Consider the following 24310-nt stretch of genomic DNA (forward strand, 5'->3'; position numbering starts at 1 on the left):
CAGTATATTGGGTAATGAAATGATTAGCCCTGTTCGGTTTACAGGAAGGCGATTTAGTCGCTAAGCTAGATAGAAATTGCTAGATAAGAAATTTGATCATTGGGCACTATGCCGGATGGTAATGGTTTAAATATTTTTAATTTCACTAACATTGAGAGGACAAATAATGTCTGTAATCAAGATGACTGACCTGGATCTTGCAGGTAAACGTGTATTCATTCGTGCTGACCTAAACGTGCCAGTAAAAGACGGTAAAGTAACTTCAGATGCTCGTATCTTAGCGTCTTTACCAACGATCAAAACTTGCCTAGAAGCTGGCGCAAAAGTAATGGTGACTTCTCACCTAGGTCGCCCAACTGAAGGTGAATACAACGAAGAGTTCTCTCTTGCTCCTGTCGTTAACTACTTAAACGACGCATTAGATTGTGACGTTAAACTAGCAAAAGATTACCTAGACGGTATCGAATTAAATGCTGGTGAGCTTGTTGTTCTTGAAAACGTTCGCTTTAACAAAGGCGAGAAGAAAAACGAAGAAGAGCTATCTAAAAAATACGCAGCACTTTGTGACGTATTCGTAATGGATGCATTTGGTACGGCTCACCGTGCTCAAGCATCGACTCACGGTGTTGGTATGAATGCTCCAATCGCTTGTGCGGGTCCTTTACTTGCTGCTGAACTTGAAGCACTAGGCAAAGCAATGGATAACCCAGAGCGTCCGCTAGTTGCTATCGTTGGTGGTTCTAAAGTTTCTACTAAACTAACCGTACTTGAGTCTTTATCTAAAATCGCTGACCAACTAGTAGTTGGTGGTGGTATTGCCAATACTTTCATTGCAGCTGAAGGCCACAATGTTGGTAAATCTCTATACGAAGCTGATCTAGTAGATACTGCTAAAAAATTAATGAAAGATTGTGCAATTCCAGTTGCGACTGATGTTGCCTGTGCAAAAGCGTTTGATGAAAATGCGGAAGCTGAAATCAAGAATGTTGCTGACGTTCAAGACGACGACATGATTTTTGACCTTGGCCCTGAATCAACAAAAGTACTTGCAGACATCATCATGAATGCAAAAACAATTCTTTGGAATGGCCCTGTTGGCGTATTTGAATTCAAAAACTTTGAAGCAGGTACAGCGGGTATTTCTAAAGCAATTGCAGAATCAGCTGGTTTCTCTGTTGCAGGCGGCGGTGACACGCTAGCGGCTATCGACAAGTTTGGCATTAAAGCTGACGTATCTTACATCTCAACGGGTGGCGGTGCTTTCCTTGAGTTTGTAGAAGGTAAAGTATTACCTGCAGTTGCAATGCTTGAAGAGCGTGCAAAAGCTTAATGTTTGAAAATAAGGCGGGAGAAAATTCTCGCCTTTTTTACGTTTGTAGATTTTTATCTGTTGCGTAGATCACACTATGTGAATTGAAGCGGTTTGTTGCTACAATGCTCCCGTTATCAAGCAAACGTTTATTTAATTAACGATTTCGTTCTTTGAACGGGATTTTAAACGATAGAAAAATAGGACTAAACCCATGTCTAAGATCTTCGATTTTGTAAAACCTGGTGTTATCTCTGGTGATGACGTACAGAAAGTTTTTGAAGTAGCAAAAGAAAACAAATTTGCTCTTCCTGCAGTTAACGTTGTTAACACTGACTCTGTAAACGCAGTACTAGAAGCAGCAGCAAAAGTAAAAGCTCCTGTAATCGTTCAGTTCTCTAACGGCGGCGCTGCTTTCTTTGCTGGTAAAGGCGTTAAGCTTGAAGGCCAAGGTGCACAAATCCTAGGTGCAGTTGCTGGTGCGAAATACGTACACGCTGTTGCTGAAACTTACGGTGTACCTGTGATCCTTCACACTGACCACGCTGCTAAGAAACTTCTTCCTTGGATCGACGGTCTACTAGACGCAGGTGAAAAACACTTCGCTGAAACTGGTAAGCCTCTATTCTCTTCTCACATGCTAGACCTTTCTGAAGAGTCTCTAGAAGAGAACGTTGAAACATGTGCTAAGTACCTAGAGCGCATGGCTAAAATGAACATGACTATCGAAATCGAACTAGGTTGTACTGGTGGTGAAGAAGATGGCGTTGATAACTCTGATATGGACGCATCTGAGCTTTACACTTCTCCAGAAGACGTTGCATACGCATACGAGAAACTAAGCGCAGTAAGCCCACGTTTCACTATCGCTGCATCTTTCGGTAACGTACACGGTGTTTACCAAGCGGGTAACGTTGTTCTTACTCCAACTATCCTACGTGATTCACAAGCGCACGTTTCTGAGAAATTTGGCCTACCAGCTAACTCTCTAAACTTCGTATTCCACGGTGGTTCTGGTTCTTCTGAAGCTGAAATCCAAGAGTCAATCGGCTACGGTGTTATCAAAATGAACATCGATACTGATACTCAGTGGGCATGTTGGGATGGCGTTCGTGCATACGAAGCTGAAAATCACGATTACCTACAAGGTCAAATCGGTAACCCAACTGGCGAATCTGCGCCAAACAAAAAATACTACGATCCTCGCGTATGGCTACGTGCTGGTCAAGCGTCTATGGTTGCACGTCTTGAAAAAGCGTTCGCTGACCTTAACGCTATCGACGTACTATAATTCGTCTTTAATAAGTGTTTGACAAAAACCTCGCATAAAAATGCGAGGTTTTTTTTATCTATGGATCAAGGATTAGTAAAAGTCTCATCTAATTAAATTATGTAGTTATGAAAGTGGCATTGTTCTTAACAAATCATTTTCATTCGTAGGTAAACTCTTATATATTTACAGAGTTACTATCAGTTAATTATCACTGTTTTAGTAAGTCCCTTTTTGGTTATAACCTTTTATATTTATAAGGAAATCATTATGTCTGCAGAAGATGTAGTAAAAGAGCAAGTAGAACAAGCGGCACACATTGTTCCTGAAGCTGGTAAATGGTTAGAAAGCCATTCAGAACTTCTTATCCAGTATGGTGTAAATATCATTTCCGCCATTCTTATTCTTTTTATCGGTAATATTATCGTTAAAATGATCAGCAACAGCGTATCTAAAGTTCTTGAAAAGAAAAAAATGGACCAAGCGGTTGTTCATTTCGTTGGTTCGCTAGTTCGCTATGTTCTATTCGTTATTGTTCTTATTGCAGCGTTAGGTAAAGTTGGCGTACAAACAGCTTCTGTCGTAGCGGTTATAGGTGCGGCTGGTTTAGCGGTTGGTTTAGCTCTACAAGGCTCTCTTGCTAACTTTGCAGCAGGTGTATTGATTGTGGCATTCCGCCCATTCAAAGCTGGTGACTACGTTGAAATTGGTGGTGTTGCAGGTAGTGTTGAGTCTATCCAAATTTTCCAAACCGTATTAACCACTCCTGATAACAAAATGATCGTTGTTCCAAACGGCAGCGTGATTGGTGGTGCGATTGTCAACTACTCTCGCCACGCAACTCGTCGTATTGACTATGTTATCGGTGTTTCTTACAAAGCTGATTTGAAGAAAACCAAAGATGTGATTACTCGTGTATTAGAATCAGAGAAACGCGTACTTCAAACTCCAGCGCCAACTGTTGGTGTCGTTGCATTAGCGGATTCATCAGTAAACTTCGTGGTACGTCCATGGGTTAAAACTGCAGACTACTGGGATGTATATTTCGATTTGCTACAAGCGATTAAAGAAGAGCTTGATGCTGAAGGTATCGAAATCCCATTCCCACAAATGGATGTACACTTAAACAAGCTAGAAGGTTAATTTTCAGCTTAGTGTAAATTATTGAAAAAAGGCGCCTAGTGCGCCTTTTTTATTGCTAGAGTATTGTGAATTGAATATATAACGAATTCCACATTTTAGAGGTTGTTATGAAAAGAGTAAGTACACAGTTTCTTTCATTCACTACGCTTTGTTTGTCATTGCTGGTGGCGACACCTGCCGCGATGGCTAATGATATTAATGTGCCGACACTATCGACAACTGGTTATGGGGAAGTGATTGCAAAGCCTGATATAGCTGAGTTTTCCGTCGCGATTCAAGCGGATAGAAGCCAAGCGAAACAAGCCAAAGCCGCAGTCGATAAAGTAGTTGAAACCTTTATCGCCTCTTTAACAAAATCGGGCATGGCACGTAAATCGATTGTAAGTAGTCACTTACAGTTATCGCCTCAATATAACTACCCGAAAGATGGTAAGCCTGTTCTCAATGGTTATCGAGCGGTACGTGACATTACCGTGACGGTGGAGCAATTAGATAAACTGAATACTTATCTCGATCTGGCGCTACAAAGTGGGGTGAATCGAGTTAACAACATTAATCTAAAAGTGAAAGATGAAACTCAGTATAAGCAGCAAGCTCGCCAAGCTGCGATTGCAGACGCTAAGCAAAAAGCTCAGCAGTTAGCGAAAGGCTTTGATAGTGAGTTAGATGGCGTATGGTCGATTGTGTATCGTAGTAACTCGATTCGCCCCGTTATGATGGCAAAAGCGGTGGCAATGGAATCTCGCGCTGCCGATCAAGGTTATCAAGATGAAGAGATGACAATCAGCGATCAAGTGGATGTGATTTTTAAATTGAAAAATTAATGGGTATTTACTTAGCAAGTAGTTGAGTAAACACAAATAAAAACAGCGACCTTATAATAGGTCGCTGTTTTGTTTTTATAGAAGCTACAAAATATAGAAGCTACAAAAATTAATGCAGAATACGAGCGCGAATTGTGCCTGGTACCGCTTTCATTTTATCTAGTGCTTCTTCTGAGCGTTCCGCTTCGATATCGATCACCACATAACCCATCTCAGCGTTCGTTTGTAGATACTGCGCCGCAATGTTAATTCCAGCTTCTGCAAAAATGGTGTTAATTTGAGTCAGAATACCCGGGCGGTTTTCGTGAATATGAAGTAGGCGAGAGGTGCCAATATGCTCAGGTAGTGATACCTCTGGGAAGTTAACACAAGACAGCGTCGAACCATTATCTGAGTACTTAGCTAGCTTGCCAGCCACTTCAATACCAATGTTTTCTTGAGCTTCCTGAGTTGAACCACCAATGTGAGGGGTTAGAATCACGTTATCAAACTTCATCAGTGGTGATTCAAATGGGTCGTTATTGGTTTTTGGCTCTACTGGGAATACGTCAATTGCTGCGCCACCTAGGTGACCAGACTCTAAAGCATCACATAGTGCAGGAATATCGACGACAGTCCCGCGAGCGGCGTTAATAAAGATCGCACCCGGCTTCATTTGTGCAAACTCATCCGCGCCCATCATTTCTTTGGTGCTCATGGTTTCTGGCACATGCAGAGAAATAATGTCTGATTTATTGAGCAATTCACTCATGGTCGAGACTTGAGTGGCATTACCAAGTGATAACTTGTTTTCAATATCATAGTAATAAACGCGCATACCTAAGTTTTCAGCCAGAATACTCAACTGAGTACCGATGTGCCCATAACCGATAATACCAAGACGTTTTCCGCGCGCTTCATAAGATGCATCGGCGCTCTTCTTCCAGATACCACGGTGAGCCAGTGCATTCTTCTCTGGGATACCACGAAGTAATAGTAAAATCTGGCCTAGAACGAGTTCTGCAACACTACGAGTATTCGAGAATGGTGCGTTAAACACAGGAATACCACGAGCTGCTGCGGCATTAAGATTGACCTGATTGGTACCAATACAAAAACAACCTACTGCGACAAGTTTTTCTGCTGCATCAAATACTTCTTGTGTCAGTTGGGTACGAGAGCGTAGACCTATGAAGTGAACATCTTTTACCGCTTCAAGAAGATCCTCTTCTGAAAGTGAGCCTTTGTGATATTCAATGTTGGTGTAGCCAGCAGATTGTAGAACTTCTACAGATGATGGGTGAAGGCCTTCAAGAAGGAGAATTTTGATTTTATCTTTACCGAGAGAAACTTTAGCCATGTAACGTCGTCCTTAATAGATAATAATGATTCTTGCGCATGCAATGGCATCACCACGTCTAGTGGCTGTCTGAACATTCCTTGTGCGACTATTTAATTAAAATATCAAAAAAATGTGAACTTGGGTAAGGTTTTTAATGAATAAAGTATAAAAAAACGGCACTTTTAAGCACCGTTTTTTAATTGACTTTCAAAAAGAGAAAAATAGCTGATTATTCTTCGATTTTTGCACCTTCAGGTGTACCCGTAATCACTACATCTGCGCCACGGTGAGCAAATAAACCAACCGTTACCACACCCGCAATGCTATTAATTTTATCTTCTAGAGCTTTTGGAGCGACAATCGATAGGTTATGAACATCTAAGATGATATTGCCATTATCGGTTACGATGCCTTGGCGATATTCAGGAGTACCACCAAGCTTAACAAGTTCACGAGCCACATAAGAGCGAGCCATCGGAATAACTTCAACCGGTAGTGGGAATTTACCTAAAACGTCAACCGCTTTAGTACCATCAACAATACACACAAAAGTTTTCGACATTGCCGCGACAATTTTTTCACGGGTTAATGCTGCGCCACCGCCTTTGATCATATCTTTTTGCGCGTTGATTTCATCAGCACCATCGATATAAACGTCCAGACCATCCACTTCATTCGAATCGAATACGTGAATACCTAGTTCTTTTAGTCTTTCAGTTGAAGCAACAGAACTGGATACTGCCCCTTCAATTTCGTTTTTCATGGTCGCAAGCGCGTCAATAAAGTGATTAACAGTTGAACCGGTTCCCACGCCCACAATGGTATCTGGTTTTACGTATTTTAAAGCAGCCCAACCAGCGGCTTTTTTCATTTCATCTTGTGTCATGAGAACTCCTAAATAGATAAGTAATCGATTGCTTTTAAGTGTGTAGTTATCGATATTCCGTTTAAATCGGCGTGATTATAGCGACTTCTCTGCTTTTTCCCAATGCCAGATGTTACTTGGGGTCACAAATATTGGTAATGGAATGTCCCAATGCTCTATAGGAATCAGTTCTACTTGTTGGCAATCATGAGCTAAGCCGATGGGAAGAGGGCCGATTCCGGTATTAAACCATTGCTCTAGAGTGCGATCGTAATACCCTCCGCCCATTCCTAGGCGTTGTCCTGTATGGTCAAAGGCGACCAGTGGGGTAAAGATAATATCGATGTCTTTGATGAGGCAGATCTGAGTTTGATCGAGTTTAGGTTCAGCGATTCCGTATTTATTATGAGTGATTGGGCTGTCAGCATGATAATTAAGGAAAAGTAAGTGTCCCTTAGAAAACGGGTGTAAAACAGGTAGCACGACTTTTTTATTTTGTTGCCATAACCACTCAATCACTGGCTTAGTATCTATTTCGCCATCAGAAGAAAGATAGATAGCGATATTGTTGGCATCATGGATAGCGGGAAGTTGTTTGATTTGTTCCAGAAGTTCGATGCCAGCAGCGGTTTGTTCAGCAGAGGTTAAGCTAGAGCGTCGCTGACGAATCAGTTGTCGTAATTGTGAACGGGAAAGTTCAGATTGAATTGGATATTTCATAGTAAGGAATACCCCAAAGTGCCGTTGAGAATTGATGGACCTATGAACCAGCGAGTTCAAGGCGGATCCGCAATGAAAACCGTAGGCTTCTCGGTACGAGCCGAGCTTGCTCAATAGTTCTCAAATACCGATCCTGGGTTGTTGCTTATCGGCTCAGGGACTTAAATCCTCTGACAAACACTCCAGGGTAAATTTGGCTACGTTATTGAATGTAGAGTTTACGGATTCAATCGCGTTAGTTTTTGGCTAGCGCTTTGTCTAATGCTTTTGACAATTGCTCGATGCGCTGTGCCATTTGCTGACTATCACTAAGTTCATCTTTTAATTCTTGAACTTCATAACAAGCATTTAAAGCTGCGATAATCAGTAGCTGTTCAATGTTGTGTACTTTAGTACGTTCAGTCATTTGGTTCAAGCGTCGGTTTAATTCATTAGCAGCAGCATGCAAGGCCTCTTCTTGTCCCGGTGGACAATTGACGCGAGTGAGTTTTCCTAATATTTCGACTTCCACTGGGGCGCACTCTTAATAGCTGATGAAAAAGTACAATCTTAATATAAAACCCTTGGTTAAGATTGTTCGACTGAGGGGGAAACTATAGGCTAAATTGCCTTACATGTTCAAGCATTTCAGACGTGTGGGCTTTTATTTTGCTGAATGTTGACCGATTCGCTTACAAAGTGAGTCATTTGCTTCATTTTATTGGTGATGATGGCGGTTATTTGGGGATTAACATTTTCGGGCTTGGCTTTGAATTGATATACTCAAATAAAATTGACCAACCAAGTGAGACGACTCATGAGCGATATTCGCCTACCTGATTACAATCAAGCCTTAACAGAACTGACTTCTGCTTCGTTATCGGTAACACCAGCAGAATTACAGGGCTTAATTGCCGGTATGTTAAGCGGTGGCATTCCAACGGATAATGATAATTGGAAGACTATCTTGTTTGATTATACCAATGACGGAATGGGTTGGCCTGTAAGTGCGGCGACATTAGCTGAAACGCTTTATGCATTTTCGATGAAAGAATTAAGTGGCACGAGCATGGAATTGACCATGTTGTTGCCAAGTGATGATGAATTACTTAATTATGCCGATGCGGTTTCAGAATGGGTTAACCACTTTATTTCTGGTTTAGGGCTTGCAGGTTCAAGCTTAGCGAAATTATCTGCCGAAACCAAAGAAGCACTCGCCGATCTAGAAGAGATTTCTAAGCTAGGGATCGATGAAGATGATGATTTTTCTGAACAGGCGATTTTGTTAGAACAAGTGATTGAGCATGTCAAAGTATGTGTACTGACTATTCATGCCGATTTAGCAGCAAAACCTGCGGCTCCTGCTGAGTCTAAAACCTTACATTAAGGTCATCTTATGAAGTGTTACGATATTGCAATTATTGGCGCAGGAATGGCTGGTGCAACCTTAGCTCTAGCGGTTGATCGTTTGTGTCGCGGGCAGTTGAGCATTGCGGTGATTGAAGCCCATCAAATGAATCAGCAGCAAGCTCATCCGGGGTTTGATTCGCGCGCGATTGCACTATCTTATGGCACGGTAAGTATTTTACAGCGGTTGGAGTTATGGCATCACTTTGAAGATTTAGTGACGGCGATTACCGATATTGAAGTCTCCGATCGCGGACATCTTGGTCTCGCTGATATTACCGCAGAGCAAGAGAACGTAGACGCTTTGGGTTATGTGGTTGAGCTTGAAAATGTTGGCCGTATTTATCAGCAAGCATTGAGTGATTGTTCTGCGGTTGACTATTTTTGTCCTGCCAAAGTTTCGAATATCGAACGCACGCTTGAGAAAGTTACCGTCTCATTAAATGATGGACAAATGTTCGAGACTCGTTTGCTGGTGGCCGCTGATGGCGCGTTATCGGAAAGCTGCCAGCAACTTAATATTCCATTGCAAGAAATCGATTTTGAACAATTTGCCGTGATAGCGAATGTTTGTACGGAAATAGCACCTCAAGGTAGAGCATTTGAGCGCTTTACGGAAACTGGTCCTGTGGCTTTTTTACCTATGTCACAAGGACGTAGTTCGGTCGTGTGGTGCATGCCAGAGGCGCGAGCACAACAGATTATGCAGGCCGATGAAGCAACGTTAATTGCGGCTTTACAAAAAGATTTTGGTTGGCGTTTAGGCAAGGTAACCAAAGTTGGCAAGCCAGCTTGTTATCCCTTGTTATTGCGCTATCGAGATTCGGTGGTATCACATCGCTTTGCCATTGTGGGGAATGCGGCGCAAACCTTACACCCGATTGCCGGTCAAGGCTTTAACTTGGGGATTCGTGATGTGATCAGCTTAGCGGAAGAAGTTTCATCTGCTTATCAATCGCATGGCGATATTGGCTGTTATTCTATGCTGTCTCGTTACCGACAGCGACGTGAGTGCGACCGTAATCAAACCATGTCATTGACTGCGAGCTTAGTGCACTGCTTTTCCAATCATTGGCCGGCGATGCGTATCGGTCGTAACCTAGGTTTACTGGCTATCAATCATTTACCTTATATTAAGCAACCTATAGTCAAGCGTACTATGGGATTAGTGGAGCGATAACATGCAGAGTTTTGATATCACCATCGTTGGCGGTGGCATGGTAGGTCTAGCCTTAGCTGCTTCGTTTGCCGAGAGTAATTTACGTATTGCGGTTATCGAAGGGCAGACGCCTGATGAATCATTAAATGATGCACCGGATACGCGAGTTTCCGCATTGAGTCGCGCCAGTGAAAATTTCCTGAAAAATATTAAAGCTTGGGATGGCATCACCCGCCGTCGAATTGCGCCTTATCATGCGATGGAAGTATGGGAAAAAGACAGCTTTGCTCGTTTAGAGTTTAAAGCCAATGATTTAGCTCAGTCTAACTTAGGGCATATTGTTGAGAATCGTGTTATTCAATTAGCCTTGCTCGAGCGAGTCAAGCAGCTATCGAATGTTTCATTATTTATGCCAAATCGTTGCGCGACGATGGCTATTGGTGAAAGTGAGGCGTGGTTAACTCTAGATAATGGCGACTCTATTTCAAGTAAGCTAGTCGTGGGTGCCGATGGAGCGAATTCTTGGGTTAGAACCCATCAAGATATCCCATTAACGCATTGGGATTACGGCCATAGTGCGATTGTTGCGAATATTCGAACTACCGAACCTCACCAAGGTGTGGCAAGACAAATCTTTACTCCACAAGGGCCAATCGCTTTCTTGCCGTTATCTGATCCTCATTTATGTTCTCTAGTTTGGTCTACCGATCCTAACCGTGCCGATACTTTACTTTCTCGCTCAGAGACAACGTTTAATCAGGTTTTGACTAGTGAGTTCGATACCAGACTAGGCTTGTGTAGTGTTGAAGGTGAGCGCTGTGCTTTTCCGTTGAAAATGCGTTATGCACGCAACTTTGTGGTTGAGCGAGTTGCGTTAGTCGGCGATGCGGCGCACACCATACATCCACTAGCTGGCCAAGGCGTAAACTTAGGTTTTCTTGATGCGGCGAGCTTAGCAGAAGAAGTATTGACTTTGTGGCAGCAAGGGGAAGATATTGGTCTACAGCGCAATTTGAGATCGTATGAACGCTGGCGTAAAGCAGAAGCGGCAAAAATGATCGCGGCGATGCAAGGCTTTAAAGATTTATTTGAAGGGGAAAACCCGGCTAAGAAGTTAGTCCGTGGGCTTGGCATGCAATTTATTGGTCAGTTGCCAGGCATGAAAGAAGAAATGATGAAAAGAGCGCTAGGTATTACCGGAAAATTACCAAGCTTAGCTCAAGCGAAATCTCCTCAACTGTAAATAACTTCCGTTGGGGTTAATTAAATACACGACTGATAAACGAAAAAAGGTTGGCTATCAAAGCCAACCTTTTTCAATTCTATTCATTTTAATCTAAGCACAGCGCATGCGGCTAATTTCTTGATTGATCTCTTTGACCATTTTGTAATGTTGAACTTGCGCCTGTGATGGAATGATTAACTTTGCATTATCGAATTCAAACTTACCCACACCATTGATATAAATACGCCCTTTGAAAAAACGGCTTACATGCCTTGCGACGGCTCTTGGTACATATTTATTAAATAATCTCATACTAACATCCTTATAGTAACTGAGGTCATTATACTGGTTTTATGAAGCTATATTGTTAAATTTTTATTTTTTATGTGAAAAATGATGCGGCCATCAAATTTTAATGCTGTTTTAATCTGAAATGATAGTGTTTGTATCTGCCAATAAAATAGATGCTGATGCTTTATTGTTTTGAGTGATGATTTAGGCAAAAAAATGCCCACGAAAAAAGTAGCGTGGGCGAATAGTCACAGATGCATTATACAAAGTGGATATGGCTGGAAGAACCAGCACAACACTTTACTGGTTAATTCACTTAATCAAATGAAGTCATGAATCAACCTGCCAATAAATCATACATTAAAAAAGGTCAGATCAATATTTATTCAAAATAAATGATTAAAAATTCTTTATTTTGTTTTTTCTTGTGTGAGTAAGATCGATGTTTAATGAATGCGAGTGCAATAAATTGTATTGATAAGCGATCAAGCTTTGCTCTGAATATTGAGGCTCTGAGGATGGGGCTCGAAAGATTAACGAGCGAATGCTTGGGCTAAGTGATAGTTGGGCTAAAGGCGGGGGAGAGATTAGAGAGTCGAGTAGGTAGATGTGCACTCTAACTAACCTAGTCAATTAGAGTGCATAATTTCAATTATTCTTCTTCAAGTGAATAAGGGAGTTCGGCAAAGCTTAATTGAGCCTCTGGGAATGCTTCTAAACGAAACACAGTATCAGGCTCTAAATTATTGGGTAGTACCGCTAGTGCGATCAATTTACCATCACTGAATTGATAGTAATTATTGAGCTGACCTGCACCTCGCCAGTTTTCACCTACTTGGCGCTCTAATTTAAGATTGTCGTTTAACTCTGAATGAAGTTCACCTTGTAAGCAGAATAATGCACGCTTATTAATGCCGCGGTATTTGGCTCGGGCGACCGTTTCCTGTCCGGTATAACAACCTTTTTGGAACGAAATACCACCGAGTGCTTGCAAGTTCATTGCCTGTGGAATGTGTTCGAGTTGTTCATGTTGGTCGATTCGCGGTAGGGCGTCCATCACATCGGCGTGATCCCATAAACGCTCATCAGATAAAGTGAGATCGCTATTTTTTTCAATAAGTTGTTCTGCACTTTGCTTTGATAACATCAATAACCAACGGTTGGCGCTGATTGGCACTGCGGTACCAGATTCTAGTGCGATGACTTGTAGGTTATCTTGATCAATAGATTGGCCAGATAGTTGCGCGATAAACGAAGTTGCTTGGCTACCCATAAGACCAAGGAAAACATCAGCGCTTTGTTCGATGACTACCTTAGAAAAAATGGCGTACTTTTTTATTTCCACTAATTCTTTTTCGATAGCAGAAGCACGCTGAAACATGGCATAGCCGTCATTGTGGTGGAATAGACGGAAAGTACTCAGCATTTTCCCTTTGGCATCACAATGCGCGCCTAGGGTTGATTGGTCTGCTTCGAGCGATACCACATCACTGGTAATTTGTCCTTGTAGATAAGATTTTTTGTCATCACCGGTCATGGTGATCGCACCCCAAGAGGCAAGGTGACACAGGACTAAATCGGGAAAGGCTTGTGTTGATGCGAGAGGATAAGCGGTAAAAGTATCATTCCAATTCATCATAATGTCCTAGTTGATGGTTCAATAAAGTTATTCACCATGGTACTGGCGTAATTGATATTTGTCAGCATTTGTTGTGATTGTTACTGAGTCTGTGATTGCTGCACTAGTTGCTAGACAGGTGAGCTGATAAACTCGACCAATATGCATTATGAGATGGAACCGTTATGTACACACCAGAACAAAAAGCACGTATAAAGTGGGCTTGCCGCCGTGGCATGCTAGAACTTGATGTAGTTATCATGCCTTTTTTTGAAGAGTGTTTTGATGATTTAACTGAAGATGATCAAAAGTCATTTGTTTCTTTGCTTGAATGCGATGATCCCGATCTGTTTACTTGGATCATGGGGCATGGTCGTAGTGAACATCTAGGTCACGCGAAACTTGTGGATCGAATCGTTGCCCACAATCTTAGTAAAGTGCGCTAAGCGCCATAATACAACGACTGTTTTTTATTATCGTCACACCTATATCGCTCAAATTGGGTTTGTTGTCCTAAACAGCCTATCTATTTGGGCGATATCTGTTTCTACTCTTCCGCTTGCCGCTTCAATACTATTGATAATTTTATCTTTTTCTCTTCTCAGCCAGCTTGTTTTTCGTTTTGGTCACCAAGCTATTTCACCTGAGTTATTTCATCCTTTAATACGGATAGATCGGCAGTTATCGGAGTTTGGTCTGCAATTGCTTTTAAAAAATGGCCAAGTGCTGCGCTTAATGCGTTATCAATTTGAGAGTGATGAATATAAGAAATTCAATGTGGTATTGGATGAAGGGGTAAATAATTTGTCTATCTGCGTTTTATCATCTAAGAAACGTCAAGATAAAAAATAGGCCTCTACTTTTGACAAAGGAGAGGCCAGAGATTTGTTATTCGCTTTGCTGGTTAAAACATTTGTTGATTAAAACAAAGGATTACTGGTTCTGAACGTTTCAGGTTCTAGAATAGTCGGGCCGCTATTTTCTAATTGCTCTGGATAATCCAAAGTGTAGTGTAAACCACGGCTTTCTTTACGTGCCATCGCGCAGCGAACCATTAACTCGGCCACTTGTAGTAAGTTACGCAATTCTAATAAGTTATTGGATACTCTAAAGTGGCTATAGTATTCATGGGTTTCTTGCTGCAATAACTGTATACGACGTAAAGCTCTCTCAAGGCGTTTATCGGTTCTCACTATCCCCATGTAGTCCCACATAAATAAACGTAATTCATGCCAGTTATGCTGCAAGATGACTTCTTCATCCGAGTTGGTTACCTGACTTTCATCCCAATATGGAAGTGCTGGTGGTAGCTCTACTTTATTTATGTTTGTGATGATGTCTTTGGCGGCAGACCAAGCATAAACCACGCACTCTAATAATGAATTTGATGCCAGACGGTTAGCGCCATGCAGACCGGTATAGGTCACTTCACCAACCGCGTACAAGTTAGCTAAATCGGTTTGCCCTTGTTGATTAACCATCACACCACCACAAGTGTAATGAGCGGCAGGAACAATTGGAATTGGCTCTTTGGTCATATCGATGCCCAAATCGAGCAACCGCATATTGATGGTTGGGAAATGCTTTTCAATAAAATCAGCAGGCTTATGGCTGATATCTAAGTACATGCAATCCGCACCAAGGCGTTTCATTTCATAGTCAATTGCGCGAGCCACGATATCACGAGGGGCGAGTTCACCTCTTTCATCAAAATCCGGCATAAAACGACTGCCATCAGGACGTTTTAGGTAAGCGCCTTCGCCGCGCAACGCTTCAGTTAATAAGAAGTTGCGTGCTTCAGGGTGAAATAGGCAAGTGGGGTGGAACTGATTGAACTCTAAATTAGCAACACGACAACCTGAGCGCCAAGCCATGGCAATACCATCACCAGAAGAAACATCTGGGTTGGACGTATATTGATAAACTTTTGAAGCGCCGCCAGTTGCTAATACTACAAATTTCGCTCTAACCGATTCCACGTGCTCTTGGTTACGGTTCCAAATATAAGCACCAACGACTTTTTTAGCGTCGCCACCAATACGGTCTTCGGTAATTAAATCTAAAGCGTTGTAGCGTTCTAAGAAGTGGATGTTGGGGTGGTTATTAACGTTATCTTGTAGATTGGTTTGCATTGCCATGCCGGTGGCATCAGCAGCATGTAGGATCCTACGGTGACTATGGCCACCCTCACGTGTTAAGTGGTGACGAGGATGCTCACTTTTATCGCTTTCATCAAGATCAAATGGTACGCCGCCATCAATTAACCATTGCACGCATTCTTTGGCGTTTTCGGTGATAAAGCTAACCGCATCTTTCTCACATATACCCGCCCCAGCAATTAATGTGTCATCTATATGGGATTCGACACTGTCTTCTTCATCAAATACCGCTGCGATACCGCCCTGAGCATAATAGGTGGAGCCTTCATTTCGAGGGCCTTTGCTTAATACTATGACTTTGCCATGAGGGGCAACTCTCAGTGCTAACGATAAACCTGCAGCACCACTACCAATGACTAGTACATCACATTGATGTTCACTATTTGTGTTCATAAGTTCGTTTCAGTTCCTAAGCTAGTACCGAGAAATAGGGCTCGATACTTATTTGTATTCACTCAGCTGGCGCGCAATGAGACTGGTCGCGCACTTGACGAAGCATTGAAATAAGTAGCTAATATGCATAGATATCAAACTGAGTTTCAAGTGTTGTTTTACTTTCTCATGAAAAAAATGAGAAAGTTCGATGACGATTACAGCACATTTTATGGTTAAAATGGAAAAAGTTGTTCTTTAATGAACTTTTCTCGCCGCCACATGTCACAATAGTGGTCGGTGATACATCAATACTACAATATACCCTAGTGACCACCAAAGGCTGTTTACTTATAAGAAAAGTAGCCCAAAGGTCATTTAAGTATAATAAGAAATGCTTATGTCGTTGAGACAAAAAGTAAAACAATAGGAGTAGGTGCTCGAAATGAGCGAGCAGTTGACTGATCAAGTTTTAATTGAGCGGGTTCAAAACGGAGATAAACAAGCATTCAATCTTTTGGTCACTAAGTATCAAAATAAAGTCTGTAGTTTGATTTCCCGCTACATTAAGAATCCCGGCGATGTGCCTGACGTGGCTCAAGAAGCCTTTATCAAAGCCTACCGAGCGCTACCCAACTTTCGTGGTGAAAGTGCTTTTTATACATGGCTTTATCGTATCGCGGTTAACACTGCGAAGAATCATATCGTCGCTCAATCACGCCGCCCTCCAGCCAGTGATGTTGATGCTGAAGATGCAGAATATTACGAATCTGGAAGTGCATTAAAAGAAATATCGAACCCTGAGAACTTAACGTTGTCAGAAGAATTAAAGCAGGTCGTTTTTCATGCAATTGAAGCCCTGCCAGAAGATTTAAAAACCGCAATGACCTTACGAGAACTGGATGGTTTGAGTTATGAGGAGATTGCGGAGGTGATGGACTGTCCGGTTGGTACGGTTCGTTCTCGGATTTTCCGAGCTCGCGATGCAGTGGAAAAGAAAATAAGCCCACTGATTCAGCGATAACAATGACTAATAATGGTGAGTAAAATGACCAATAAACAGCAGATCTCAGCTCTAATGGATGGAGAGCTTATTGATCAATCATTGATTTCTGAGATAGAGCAAGATGATGAATCTTTGCAGTCTTGGAGTCGCTATCATTTGATCGGAGATACGCTTCGTGGTGAAACGCCAAGTAACCCAAGTTGGGATATTGCGTCTAAAGTCGCTTTAGCGTTAGAAGATGAACCCGCTCATAACAGTTTGTCTTCGAGAAACGACTTGTCTTCAAGCAAAGTTACGCCAATTTTAGAAGCTCAACCTAAGCCAGAGAAAGCTCGCGCAAGAATGCCTGCCTGGTTAAGTAACTTGACTCAAGTCGGTGTGGCAGCGTGTGTCTCATTGGTTGTGATCCTTGGGGTTCAGCAATACTCGGGTTCAGATGCGAATGTTGCCTCTGATTCTGATCAGCTTCCAGTTTTACAAACGATACCTTTTGCTGGTTCAGCAGAGCCTGTTAGCCTGACTCGCGACTCTGTACGTTCACAATCATCTGAAGCCAAAGCGATGGAACAACATCGTCGTGCTAATGAATTGATGCAAGATTATGAATTACAACTGCGTTTGAATCACACGAGCGAATAATATGTCTTTCGTGGCGATTAACCCGATAGAAGCGGTATTTAAATGAAAAAAATTCTGATTAGTACTTGGTTGCTATTCAGCTTATTTAGTCAAGCAGCCTCAGCCGAAGATGTTAAGCCTTCTGCTGAGGCTTTATTGCTTAAAATGAGTGAAGCCAGCAAGACCCTCAATTATGAGTTGTCTTATATCTTGGTTCGCAAGAATAGTATTGAGCCATTACTTTATCGTCATGCAATTGAAAATGACAAAAATTTAGCTCATCTGGTTTATTTAAGTGGTCCGGTGCGTGAAGTGATCCGTCGTGGTGATGAGATCAGTTATATCGAACCTGGGCTCGATCCCTTTTCTATCCGCTCAGGCAACATGGTTGCACCACTGATTCCTCTGATTGATAGTGATATTAAAGAACTGAGCAATATTTATGATTTTGTGAAGATTGGACGCTCTCGTGAAGCTGGCACTGCATGTCAGGTGGTTCGCGTTGTTCCTAAAGATGGTCAACGTTACTCTTATATTGTCTGGATTGATGAGCGTACTAGCTTGCCATTAAGAGCGGATTTAGTTGAGCGTAATGGTGAAGTTCTAGAGCAATATCGAACCATTTCTTACGCGGTGAGCGATCATATTGCGACGATTTTAGATGGGCTTAATTCAGCGAAATTGCCGGATGTATTAACCTTACCTAAATCACAAGATATGGAAGCTAATTGGCAGGTTAATTGGGTGCCGAATGGGTTTGAAGCCAATAACCTCAATCGCTACCGTATGCCGGTGACGGATACCATTGTAGAAAGCCAACTCTACAGTGATGGCTTGTTCAACTTTTCTGTCTACGTGTCGGAAATAAAAACTTCAGACAGTAAGGCGCAGGTTTATCGTCAAGGCCGTCGAACGCTGCAAACTTTTGTCAAAGATAACCGTGAGATTTCGGTGATTGGTGATATTCCACCATCTACCGCGAAGCGCATTGCGGATTCAGTGACATTTACCACTAAAGGCAATACCCCATGATGACCGCTTTAGCGACCGTTATTGCGGTTGAACAAGAGCAAGGAATGAATACCGTGCAGCTGAGTTGTGAACAGCAAACCAGCTGCAAAAGTTGTAAGTCACAAAAAAGCTGCGGCACTGGCATGGTGTCGAAAGCATTAGGTAGTAAAGCGCACTTTTGGAAACTACGGACTAGCCAAGCATTACAAAATGGCCAAGTGGTTGAAATCGGTTTGCCGGAAAAAAGTTTAGTGCTTTCTGCGCTGATTGTTTACTTACTACCTTTGCTAACCATGATAGCGGGTAGTGTGTTTGCACAGCTCGTTTTAAGACCTTGGCTAAACCTTGGTGAGGGTATTGTCATTTTGATGTTCTTCATCTGTGGTGGCCTTGGCATCTATTTCGCCAAACCCATGACTCAATGGTTAGAAAAAAAAGTCGATAGTGAAGTCTCTTTGATCCGAGTTTTAGGTCAACCTATTATTTGAGAATTTCGACTCGGTTTTCTTTTCGGTTTTTTCCTAGGCATATTGGGTATAGCTACCCAGCAGGAAATTGGGTAGAATCGCTGCCACTAAAATGAAATTGACCTAGCAAAAGGGATTTCATATCCAATCCACCATTTATTTGAGTATTGTCTCCAGCCTATGAAGCACATTCGTAACTTTTCGATTATCGCCCATATCGACCACGGTAAGTCGACTCTTTCTGATCGCTTAATTCAAGTATGTGGAGGGCTGACCGAGCGTGAAATGGCAGCTCAAGTACTTGATTCAATGGATCTTGAGCGCGAGCGTGGTATCACGATTAAAGCGCAAAGCGTGACATTGGATTATAAAGCTAATGATGGTGAAACTTACCAACTTAATTTCATCGATACCCCAGGACACGTTGACTTCTCTTATGAAGTTTCTCGCTCTCTAGCTGCGTGTGAAGGTGCATTATTAGTGGTCGATGCAGGTCAAGGTGTAGAAGCTCAAACACTAGCAAACTGTTATACCGCGATCGAAATGGACCTAGAAGTGGTTCCGATTTTAAATAAAATTGACTTACCAGCCGCTGATCCAGAGCGTGTGGCGGAAGAAATCGAAGACATCGTTGGTATTGACGCGATGGAGGCGGTTCGTTGTTCTGCCAAAACTGGTATCGGTGTTGATCTGGTTTTAGAAGAAATTGTTAAATCAATTCCTGCACCAGAAGGTGATCCGGACGGTCCTCTACAAGCTCTAATTATTGATTCATGGTTTGATAACTATTTAGGCGTAGTTTCTTTGGTTCGAATCAAAAATGGTTCACTGAAGAAAAACGACAAAATTAAAGTGATGAGCACAGGCCAAACTTGGGGTGTGGATCGCATTGGTATTTTTACACCAAAACAAATTGATACAGATGGCTTGAATACCGGCGAAGTAGGTTGGGTTGTTTGTGGTATCAAAGACATTTTAGGCGCGCCGGTTGGTGATACGTTAACACATGCTAAAGGCGGCTGTGAGGAGCGTTTACCTGGTTTTCAGAAAGTGAAGCCTCAGGTATATGCAGGTTTATTCCCTGTATCATCTGATGATTATGAAAACTTCCGTGATGCGTTAGGTAAATTAAGCCTGAACGACGCTTCATTGTTCTATGAGCCAGAAAGCTCAGCAGCACTTGGTTTTGGTTTCCGTTGTGGCTTCCTTGGTATGCTGCACATGGAAATTATTCAAGAACGTCTAGAGCGTGAATACGATCTTGATCTGATCACTACGGCACCAACAGTAGTGTATGAAGTAGAAAAGACCAATGGCGATATTATTTACGTTGATAGCCCAGCTAAGCTACCGGCGATTAATGATATTGAAGAAATTCGTGAGCCTATCGCTCGCTGTAATATCTTAGTACCTTCAGATTACCTAGGTAACGTAATCACACTGTGTGTTGAAAAACGCGGTACTCAGGTTGATATGGTTTACCATGGCAATCAAGTTGCATTGACTTATGACTTGCCAATGGCAGAAGTGGTATTGGACTTCTTTGACCGCTTGAAGTCGACGTCACGTGGTTATGCATCACTTGATTACAACTTCCACCGTTATGAAAGCTCAAGCATGGTACGTGTCGATGTACTACTTAACGGCGACACAGTAGATGCACTGGCTATCATCACTCATAAAGACAACTCACAAACGCGTGGTCGTCAGTTGGTTGAGAAAATGAAAGAATTCATTCCTCGTCAAATGTTTGATATTGCAATTCAAGCGGCAATTGGTAACCACATTATTGCTCGTTCAACCGTGAAGCAATTGCGTAAAAACGTAATTGCTAAATGTTACGGTGGTGATGTGAGCCGTAAGAAAAAGCTATTGAAGAAGCAGAAAGAAGGTAAGAAACGCATGAAGCAAATCGGTAATGTTGAATTACCGCAAGAAGCGTTCTTAGCTATTTTGCACGTAGGTAAAGATTAATCACGGTAATAGACGTTGTTCGTTTCCGTGAGCACAAGCAAATGGCTATGTCATAGGTAAATGACGATATAAAGTGAAAGGGCGATAATGCCTTTTCACTTTTGTTATTTATAGCAAACATATTAGTACAATCAGTATTAGATCATAGGGAAGCCGAATCGGATGGCGAATACATTTTCATTAATCTTAGTGCTAGTGACATTAGTGACTGGTGTGGTATGGGTATTAGAAAAGTTTGTTTGGGGCAAGAAGCGCCAACAAGCGGTTGCTGATGTTGAGACCAAAACAACAGAACCACTCACTAAGGAAGCGGCTGCGAAAATTCACCCGCAACCTTGGTGGGTAGAAAATAGCGTATCGATTTTCCCAGTGATTGCCTTTGTTTTGGTATTGCGCAGCTTTATCTACGAACCCTTTCAAATCCCATCAGGCTCTATGATGCCAACGTTATTGGTTGGTGACTTCATCTTGGTAGAAAAATTCTCATACGGCATTAAAGATCCAGTATTCCAATCTAAATTGATTGAAACTGGTGAACCTAAGCGTGGTGATATTGCGGTATTTAAATACCCACCACAGCCAAATATTGATTACATTAAGCGTGTGGTTGGCCTACCTGGCGACACCATCCGCTATACTGAAGATAAGCAAATTTGTGTTCAAGCTGTCGGCACTGATACTTGTAAGCCAGTGGCACAGTTTGATGCGAAAGAAAGTCCATTTTATCAAGATGGCATTCCGTTGATTCAAGCAAAAGAAAAGCTTGGTGAAGTGGAACATAATATTTTAGTCAGCCCAATTCGTCGCGATAACGTGCAGGCATACCAGCCACGCCCGTATCACAATGAATGGGTCGTGCCAGAAGGTGAGTACTTTATGATGGGTGATAACCGTGATAACAGTGCAGATAGTCGTTACTGGGGCTTTGTTCCAGAAGCAAACTTTGTGGGTAAAGCCACCGCCATTTGGATTAGCTTTGAATTTGATCGTGATGCGGACAGCGTATTACCTTCTTGGATCCCTTCCGACGTGCGATTTAATCGTATCGGCGGACTAATATAATTGAGAGAGTATGAATTCTCAGATTCCTAGATTACAAAAAAAGATTGGCTATCAATTTAACGATGCCAATCTTTTAAACCTCGCACTGACTCACCGCAGTGCGAACAGCAAACACAATGAGCGCTTAGAGTTTTTGGGCGATTCAATTTTAAGTTTTGTTATTGCTGATGAGTTATATCATCGCTTCCCTAATATTAACGAAGGGGATATGAGCCGCATGCGTGCAACTTTAGTTAGAGGTCATACTTTAGCGGAGTTAGGACGTGAGTTTGTGCTTGGTGACTACTTAAAATTAGGTCCAGGTGAATTGAAAAGTGGCGGCTTCCGTCGTGACTCTATTCTAGCTGATGCCGTCGAAGCTATCATTGGTGCATGCTATCTTGATAGTGATATTGAAATGGTACGTAAAGTCGTACTTGCTTGGTATCAAACTCGTTTGGATGAAATCCAGCCGGGAGTATCGCAAAAAGATCCTAAAACTCGCCTACAAGAATTCTTGCAAGGTCGTCGTAAACCGTTGCCTGTTTATACTGTGGCAAAAATTAAAGGTGAAGCGCACAACCAAGAATTCACCGTTTCATGCGAGATCACTGGTGTTGCTGAGCCTGTCGTAGGTAAAGGCACTAGCCGCCGCAAAGCCGAGCAAGCTGCTGCTGAGCTAGCTTTAGGAGTATTAGCAAATGGTAAATAAAAACGATCCACAAGACGAGCAAGAGTTCGATCTTGATGCTTACTTTGCCGGTGAAGCGCAGCCAAACCAAGTTGCCGCGGAAGATGTCGATCCTAGTGAACAACACTGTGGTTTTATCGCGATTGTTGGTCGTCCTAATGTTGGTAAATCAACGCTGCTAAACCATCTACTTGGTCAGAAAATTTCAATTACCTCACGTAAACCTCAGACTACCCGTCACCGCATCATGGGTGTGGATACCGAAGGCGCGTTTCAGGCTATCTACGTGGATACTCCGGGATTACACATCGAAGAAAAGCGTGCGATTAATCGTTTGATGAACCGCGCGGCCAATAGCTCACTAAGTGATGTAAACCTAGTGTTGTTCTTGGTTGATGGTACTCAGTGGACTGCGGATGATGAAATGGTACTCAATAAGTTGCGTACTGCTAATTTCCCAACCGTATTGCTGATCAACAAGGTCGATAATGTAAAAGATCGCACCGAAGTGATGACGCACATGCAAGCCTTGTCTGAGAAAATGGATTTTGTCGATATTATCCCAATCTCAGCGAAACAAGGCCGCAACACTGACGCGATTCGCGAACGAGTACGTGCAGCCTTGCCACAAGCGGTACACCATTTCCCTGAAGAGTATGTGACAGACCGTTCACAGCGCTTTATGGCATCGGAAATCATTCGTGAAAAACTGATGCGTTTTACCGGTGAAGAATTGCCTTATTCAGTGACGGTTGAAATCGAACGTTTCGACTACAACCCAGAAACCGATGGTTTTCATATCAACGCTTTGATTTTGGTTGAGCGTATCGGCCAGAAGAAAATGGTGATCGGAAAAGGTGGTGAGAAAATCAAAACCATCGGCCGTGAAGCCCGCCTAGATATGGAAGAGCTATTTGAACGTAAAGTTTATCTAGAAACTTGGGTGAAAGTGAAATCCGGTTGGGCTGATGATGAGCGTGCACTGCGTTCTCTTGGCTATATTGATGATTTATAATCGTTAATCGTTAATCGGAATCTCGAGACTCGTTTCTCGATATGCTAACTTCGAGAAACGAGCATTCGAGATTCGAGCTACGGAAAAATTATGTCTGACGCTTTAGGACTTCAACGCTGTTTTATCCTACATCGCCGTCCTTATACTGAAACTAGTCTCATCTTAGATGTGTTTAGTGAAGAGTACGGTCGCGTCAGCATTTTAGCCAAAGGTGCTCGTAGTAAACGTTCTAATCTAAAAGGGGTGTTACAACCCTTCACACCGCTACTGCTTAAATGGTTTGGCAAGGGCTCGATGCGCACGCTCAGGCAAGCCGAACCGATCAGTTTAGGTATCCCTCTCAATGGCATTAATCTTTATTCGGCTATGTACATCAATGAATTGATTAGCCGAGTGATTGAAAGCGAAACCGCTTATCCTGAATTATTCCATGACTATCTAGCTTCTTTGACGGAACTGGCACAGGCTGATAATCCTGAGCCGGCTTTACGTCGTTTTGAGTTAGCTTTGCTGTCCTCGCTAGGCTATGGCGTAGATTTCTTACATTGTGCCGGCAGTGGCGAGCCTGTGTCTGAAAACATGACTTACCGTTACCGAGAACAAAAAGGCTTTATTGCGAGCGTAAGAAAGGATAACTTAACCTTTCTTGGGGATGAATTGATTGCGATCAGTGAGCGCCGTTTCCTAACCAAACAACAATTACAAGCTGCTAAGCGTTTTACTCGAATGGCATTAAAGCCGTATCTTGGCAGTAAACCATTAAAAAGTCGGGAGCTATTTATGGCGCTTTCACCGCACAAAGCCATCCCGAAGACAAGGAGTTAA

The 24310-nt window shown here is 42.4% G+C and carries 25 protein-coding genes and 1 other RNA gene; 18 read left to right on the forward strand and 8 right to left on the reverse strand.

The features are described 5' to 3' along the window. Positions 1-166: 166 nt before the first annotated feature. The 4 genes from L3V25_RS06950 (at position 167) to L3V25_RS06965 (ending at position 4546) form a co-directional block, all read left to right on the forward strand. Positions 167-1330: a phosphoglycerate kinase gene (locus tag L3V25_RS06950; protein ID WP_237294701.1), complete on the forward strand. Its 1164-nt coding sequence runs from the start codon at positions 167-169 to the stop codon at positions 1328-1330. A 193-nt stretch (positions 1331-1523) separates the two neighbouring features. After that, complete coding sequence (gene fbaA / locus L3V25_RS06955) at positions 1524-2600, forward strand: class II fructose-bisphosphate aldolase (RefSeq protein WP_237294702.1); 1077 nt, start codon at positions 1524-1526, stop codon at positions 2598-2600. A gap of 249 nt (positions 2601-2849) precedes the next feature. After that, complete coding sequence (gene mscS / locus L3V25_RS06960) at positions 2850-3722, forward strand: small-conductance mechanosensitive channel MscS (protein ID WP_237294703.1); 873 nt, start codon at positions 2850-2852, stop codon at positions 3720-3722. A gap of 107 nt (positions 3723-3829) precedes the next feature. Next, positions 3830-4546, forward strand: a complete 717-nt coding sequence (locus tag L3V25_RS06965; RefSeq protein ID WP_267135432.1) for an oxidative stress defense protein — start codon at positions 3830-3832, stop codon at positions 4544-4546. A gap of 109 nt (positions 4547-4655) precedes the next feature. Here L3V25_RS06965 and serA read toward each other — a convergent pair whose 3' ends face one another. The 5 genes from serA to zapA all read right to left on the reverse strand — a co-directional run bounded on the left by serA (position 4656) and on the right by zapA (position 7963). Beyond that, entirely contained in the window at positions 4656-5885 is a 1230-nt protein-coding gene (gene serA, locus L3V25_RS06970; protein WP_237294704.1) for a phosphoglycerate dehydrogenase, read from the reverse strand. A gap of 211 nt (positions 5886-6096) precedes the next feature. Beyond that, positions 6097-6753, reverse strand: coding sequence for a ribose-5-phosphate isomerase RpiA (gene rpiA, locus L3V25_RS06975; RefSeq protein WP_237294705.1), 657 nt, complete (start codon positions 6751-6753; stop codon positions 6097-6099). A 75-nt stretch (positions 6754-6828) separates the two neighbouring features. Further along, a complete protein-coding gene (locus tag L3V25_RS06980; RefSeq protein WP_237294706.1) occupies positions 6829-7452 on the reverse strand; it encodes a 5-formyltetrahydrofolate cyclo-ligase in 624 nt (207 codons plus the stop codon). Positions 7453-7458: 6 nt separating this feature from the next. Further along, a non-coding RNA gene (gene ssrS / locus L3V25_RS06985) (6S RNA) lies at positions 7459-7644 on the reverse strand. A gap of 43 nt (positions 7645-7687) precedes the next feature. Further along, entirely contained in the window at positions 7688-7963 is a 276-nt protein-coding gene (zapA, locus tag L3V25_RS06990; RefSeq protein WP_193000460.1) for a cell division protein ZapA, read from the reverse strand. A gap of 285 nt (positions 7964-8248) precedes the next feature. On the opposite strand from zapA, the gene L3V25_RS06995 reads away from it, so the two are divergent. Genes L3V25_RS06995 through L3V25_RS07005 form a run of 3 tightly spaced genes read left to right on the forward strand, consistent with a single transcriptional unit; the run spans position 8249 to position 11240 of the window. Further along, positions 8249-8818 carry a YecA family protein gene (locus tag L3V25_RS06995; RefSeq protein ID WP_237294707.1) on the forward strand — a complete coding sequence of 190 codons (570 nt, stop codon included), beginning with the start codon at positions 8249-8251 and terminating at the stop codon, positions 8816-8818. Positions 8819-8827: 9 nt separating this feature from the next. Further along, a complete protein-coding gene (gene ubiH, locus L3V25_RS07000) occupies positions 8828-10018 on the forward strand; it encodes a 2-octaprenyl-6-methoxyphenyl hydroxylase (RefSeq protein WP_237294708.1) in 1191 nt (396 codons plus the stop codon). Between the two features lies 1 nt (position 10019). Then, the gene (locus L3V25_RS07005; RefSeq protein WP_237294709.1) at positions 10020-11240 is read left to right on the forward strand and encodes an FAD-dependent 2-octaprenylphenol hydroxylase; all 1221 of its coding nucleotides are present in this window, start codon (positions 10020-10022) and stop codon (positions 11238-11240) included. Between the two features lie 93 nt (positions 11241-11333). On the opposite strand, the gene L3V25_RS07010 is transcribed toward L3V25_RS07005, so the two are convergent. Together L3V25_RS07010 and ygfZ are read right to left on the reverse strand one after the other, a co-directional pair. Beyond that, positions 11334-11534, reverse strand: coding sequence for a DUF1107 domain-containing protein (locus L3V25_RS07010; protein WP_237294710.1), 201 nt, complete (start codon positions 11532-11534; stop codon positions 11334-11336). A gap of 631 nt (positions 11535-12165) precedes the next feature. Then, complete coding sequence (ygfZ, locus tag L3V25_RS07015; protein ID WP_237294981.1) at positions 12166-13149, reverse strand: tRNA-modifying protein YgfZ; 984 nt, start codon at positions 13147-13149, stop codon at positions 12166-12168. Positions 13150-13316: 167 nt separating this feature from the next. Here ygfZ and L3V25_RS07020 point away from each other — a divergent pair, with 167 nt between their 5' ends. Then, positions 13317-13577 carry a succinate dehydrogenase assembly factor 2 gene (locus tag L3V25_RS07020; RefSeq protein WP_027697662.1) on the forward strand — a complete coding sequence of 87 codons (261 nt, stop codon included), beginning with the start codon at positions 13317-13319 and terminating at the stop codon, positions 13575-13577. Next, positions 13549-13983, forward strand: a complete 435-nt coding sequence (locus tag L3V25_RS07025) for a hypothetical protein (protein WP_237294711.1) — start codon at positions 13549-13551, stop codon at positions 13981-13983. The genes L3V25_RS07020 and L3V25_RS07025 overlap by 29 nt, the downstream gene beginning before the upstream one ends. Positions 13984-14051: 68 nt before the next feature. Here the strand turns inward: L3V25_RS07025 and nadB are convergent, their stop codons facing one another. Next, the gene (gene nadB, locus L3V25_RS07030; RefSeq protein WP_237294712.1) at positions 14052-15683 is read right to left on the reverse strand and encodes an L-aspartate oxidase; all 1632 of its coding nucleotides are present in this window, start codon (positions 15681-15683) and stop codon (positions 14052-14054) included. Between the two features lie 424 nt (positions 15684-16107). Between nadB and rpoE the strand changes: the two genes are divergently transcribed. The 9 genes from rpoE to recO all read left to right on the forward strand — a co-directional run bounded on the left by rpoE (position 16108) and on the right by recO (position 24310). Then, positions 16108-16686: an RNA polymerase sigma factor RpoE gene (gene rpoE / locus L3V25_RS07035; protein ID WP_237294713.1), complete on the forward strand. Its 579-nt coding sequence runs from the start codon at positions 16108-16110 to the stop codon at positions 16684-16686. A gap of 24 nt (positions 16687-16710) precedes the next feature. After that, entirely contained in the window at positions 16711-17307 is a 597-nt protein-coding gene (locus L3V25_RS07040) for an RseA family anti-sigma factor (RefSeq protein WP_237294714.1), read from the forward strand. Positions 17308-17349: 42 nt separating this feature from the next. Continuing rightward, on the forward strand, positions 17350-18318 hold the full coding sequence (gene rseB / locus L3V25_RS07045) for a sigma-E factor regulatory protein RseB (protein ID WP_237294715.1): 969 nt from the start codon (positions 17350-17352) through the stop codon (positions 18316-18318). Continuing rightward, complete coding sequence (locus tag L3V25_RS07050; RefSeq protein WP_237294716.1) at positions 18315-18785, forward strand: SoxR reducing system RseC family protein; 471 nt, start codon at positions 18315-18317, stop codon at positions 18783-18785. The genes rseB and L3V25_RS07050 overlap by 4 nt, the downstream gene beginning before the upstream one ends. 159 nt (positions 18786-18944) lie before the next feature. Next, positions 18945-20738, forward strand: a complete 1794-nt coding sequence (lepA, locus tag L3V25_RS07055) for a translation elongation factor 4 (protein WP_237294717.1) — start codon at positions 18945-18947, stop codon at positions 20736-20738. Between the two features lie 162 nt (positions 20739-20900). Continuing rightward, positions 20901-21800 carry a signal peptidase I gene (gene lepB / locus L3V25_RS07060; RefSeq protein ID WP_237294718.1) on the forward strand — a complete coding sequence of 300 codons (900 nt, stop codon included), beginning with the start codon at positions 20901-20903 and terminating at the stop codon, positions 21798-21800. A gap of 10 nt (positions 21801-21810) precedes the next feature. After that, positions 21811-22491 carry a ribonuclease III gene (gene rnc, locus L3V25_RS07065; RefSeq protein WP_237294719.1) on the forward strand — a complete coding sequence of 227 codons (681 nt, stop codon included), beginning with the start codon at positions 21811-21813 and terminating at the stop codon, positions 22489-22491. Then, entirely contained in the window at positions 22481-23485 is a 1005-nt protein-coding gene (gene era / locus L3V25_RS07070) for a GTPase Era (RefSeq protein ID WP_237294720.1), read from the forward strand. The genes rnc and era overlap by 11 nt, the downstream gene beginning before the upstream one ends. Before the next feature lie 90 nt (positions 23486-23575). Further along, positions 23576-24310, forward strand: coding sequence for a DNA repair protein RecO (recO, locus tag L3V25_RS07075; RefSeq protein WP_144229843.1), 735 nt, complete (start codon positions 23576-23578; stop codon positions 24308-24310).

Origin of the sequence: Vibrio sp. CK2-1 (assembly GCF_021726515.1) — a bacterium.
Classification (GTDB): domain Bacteria; phylum Pseudomonadota; class Gammaproteobacteria; order Enterobacterales; family Vibrionaceae; genus Vibrio.

Excerpts from the sequence above, each read along its gene's own strand:
- rnc (WP_237294719.1), top strand. The coding sequence starts at position 21,811 with ATGAATTCTCAGATTCCTAGATTACAAAAAAAGATTGGCTATCAATTT.
- fbaA (WP_237294702.1), top strand. The coding sequence starts at position 1,524 with ATGTCTAAGATCTTCGATTTTGTAAAACCTGGTGTTATCTCTGGTGAT.
- L3V25_RS06995 (WP_237294707.1), top strand. The coding sequence starts at position 8,249 with ATGAGCGATATTCGCCTACCTGATTACAATCAAGCCTTAACAGAACTG.
- L3V25_RS06950 (WP_237294701.1), top strand. The coding sequence starts at position 167 with ATGTCTGTAATCAAGATGACTGACCTGGATCTTGCAGGTAAACGTGTA.
- L3V25_RS07040 (WP_237294714.1), top strand. The coding sequence starts at position 16,711 with ATGACCAATAAACAGCAGATCTCAGCTCTAATGGATGGAGAGCTTATT.
- mscS (WP_237294703.1), top strand. The coding sequence starts at position 2,850 with ATGTCTGCAGAAGATGTAGTAAAAGAGCAAGTAGAACAAGCGGCACAC.
- lepA (WP_237294717.1), top strand. The coding sequence starts at position 18,945 with ATGAAGCACATTCGTAACTTTTCGATTATCGCCCATATCGACCACGGT.
- era (WP_237294720.1), top strand. The coding sequence starts at position 22,481 with ATGGTAAATAAAAACGATCCACAAGACGAGCAAGAGTTCGATCTTGAT.
- lepB (WP_237294718.1), top strand. The coding sequence starts at position 20,901 with ATGGCGAATACATTTTCATTAATCTTAGTGCTAGTGACATTAGTGACT.
- L3V25_RS07050 (WP_237294716.1), top strand. The coding sequence starts at position 18,315 with ATGATGACCGCTTTAGCGACCGTTATTGCGGTTGAACAAGAGCAAGGA.
- ygfZ (WP_237294981.1), bottom strand. The coding sequence starts at position 13,149 with ATGAATTGGAATGATACTTTTACCGCTTATCCTCTCGCATCAACACAA.
- serA (WP_237294704.1), bottom strand. The coding sequence starts at position 5,885 with ATGGCTAAAGTTTCTCTCGGTAAAGATAAAATCAAAATTCTCCTTCTT.
- L3V25_RS07020 (WP_027697662.1), top strand. The coding sequence starts at position 13,317 with ATGTACACACCAGAACAAAAAGCACGTATAAAGTGGGCTTGCCGCCGT.
- L3V25_RS06965 (WP_267135432.1), top strand. The coding sequence starts at position 3,830 with ATGAAAAGAGTAAGTACACAGTTTCTTTCATTCACTACGCTTTGTTTG.
- L3V25_RS07010 (WP_237294710.1), bottom strand. The coding sequence starts at position 11,534 with ATGAGATTATTTAATAAATATGTACCAAGAGCCGTCGCAAGGCATGTA.
- rpiA (WP_237294705.1), bottom strand. The coding sequence starts at position 6,753 with ATGACACAAGATGAAATGAAAAAAGCCGCTGGTTGGGCTGCTTTAAAA.
- L3V25_RS06980 (WP_237294706.1), bottom strand. The coding sequence starts at position 7,452 with ATGAAATATCCAATTCAATCTGAACTTTCCCGTTCACAATTACGACAA.
- rpoE (WP_237294713.1), top strand. The coding sequence starts at position 16,108 with ATGAGCGAGCAGTTGACTGATCAAGTTTTAATTGAGCGGGTTCAAAAC.
- ubiH (WP_237294708.1), top strand. The coding sequence starts at position 8,828 with ATGAAGTGTTACGATATTGCAATTATTGGCGCAGGAATGGCTGGTGCA.
- rseB (WP_237294715.1), top strand. The coding sequence starts at position 17,350 with ATGAAAAAAATTCTGATTAGTACTTGGTTGCTATTCAGCTTATTTAGT.
- nadB (WP_237294712.1), bottom strand. The coding sequence starts at position 15,683 with ATGAACACAAATAGTGAACATCAATGTGATGTACTAGTCATTGGTAGT.
- recO (WP_144229843.1), top strand. The coding sequence starts at position 23,576 with ATGTCTGACGCTTTAGGACTTCAACGCTGTTTTATCCTACATCGCCGT.
- L3V25_RS07005 (WP_237294709.1), top strand. The coding sequence starts at position 10,020 with ATGCAGAGTTTTGATATCACCATCGTTGGCGGTGGCATGGTAGGTCTA.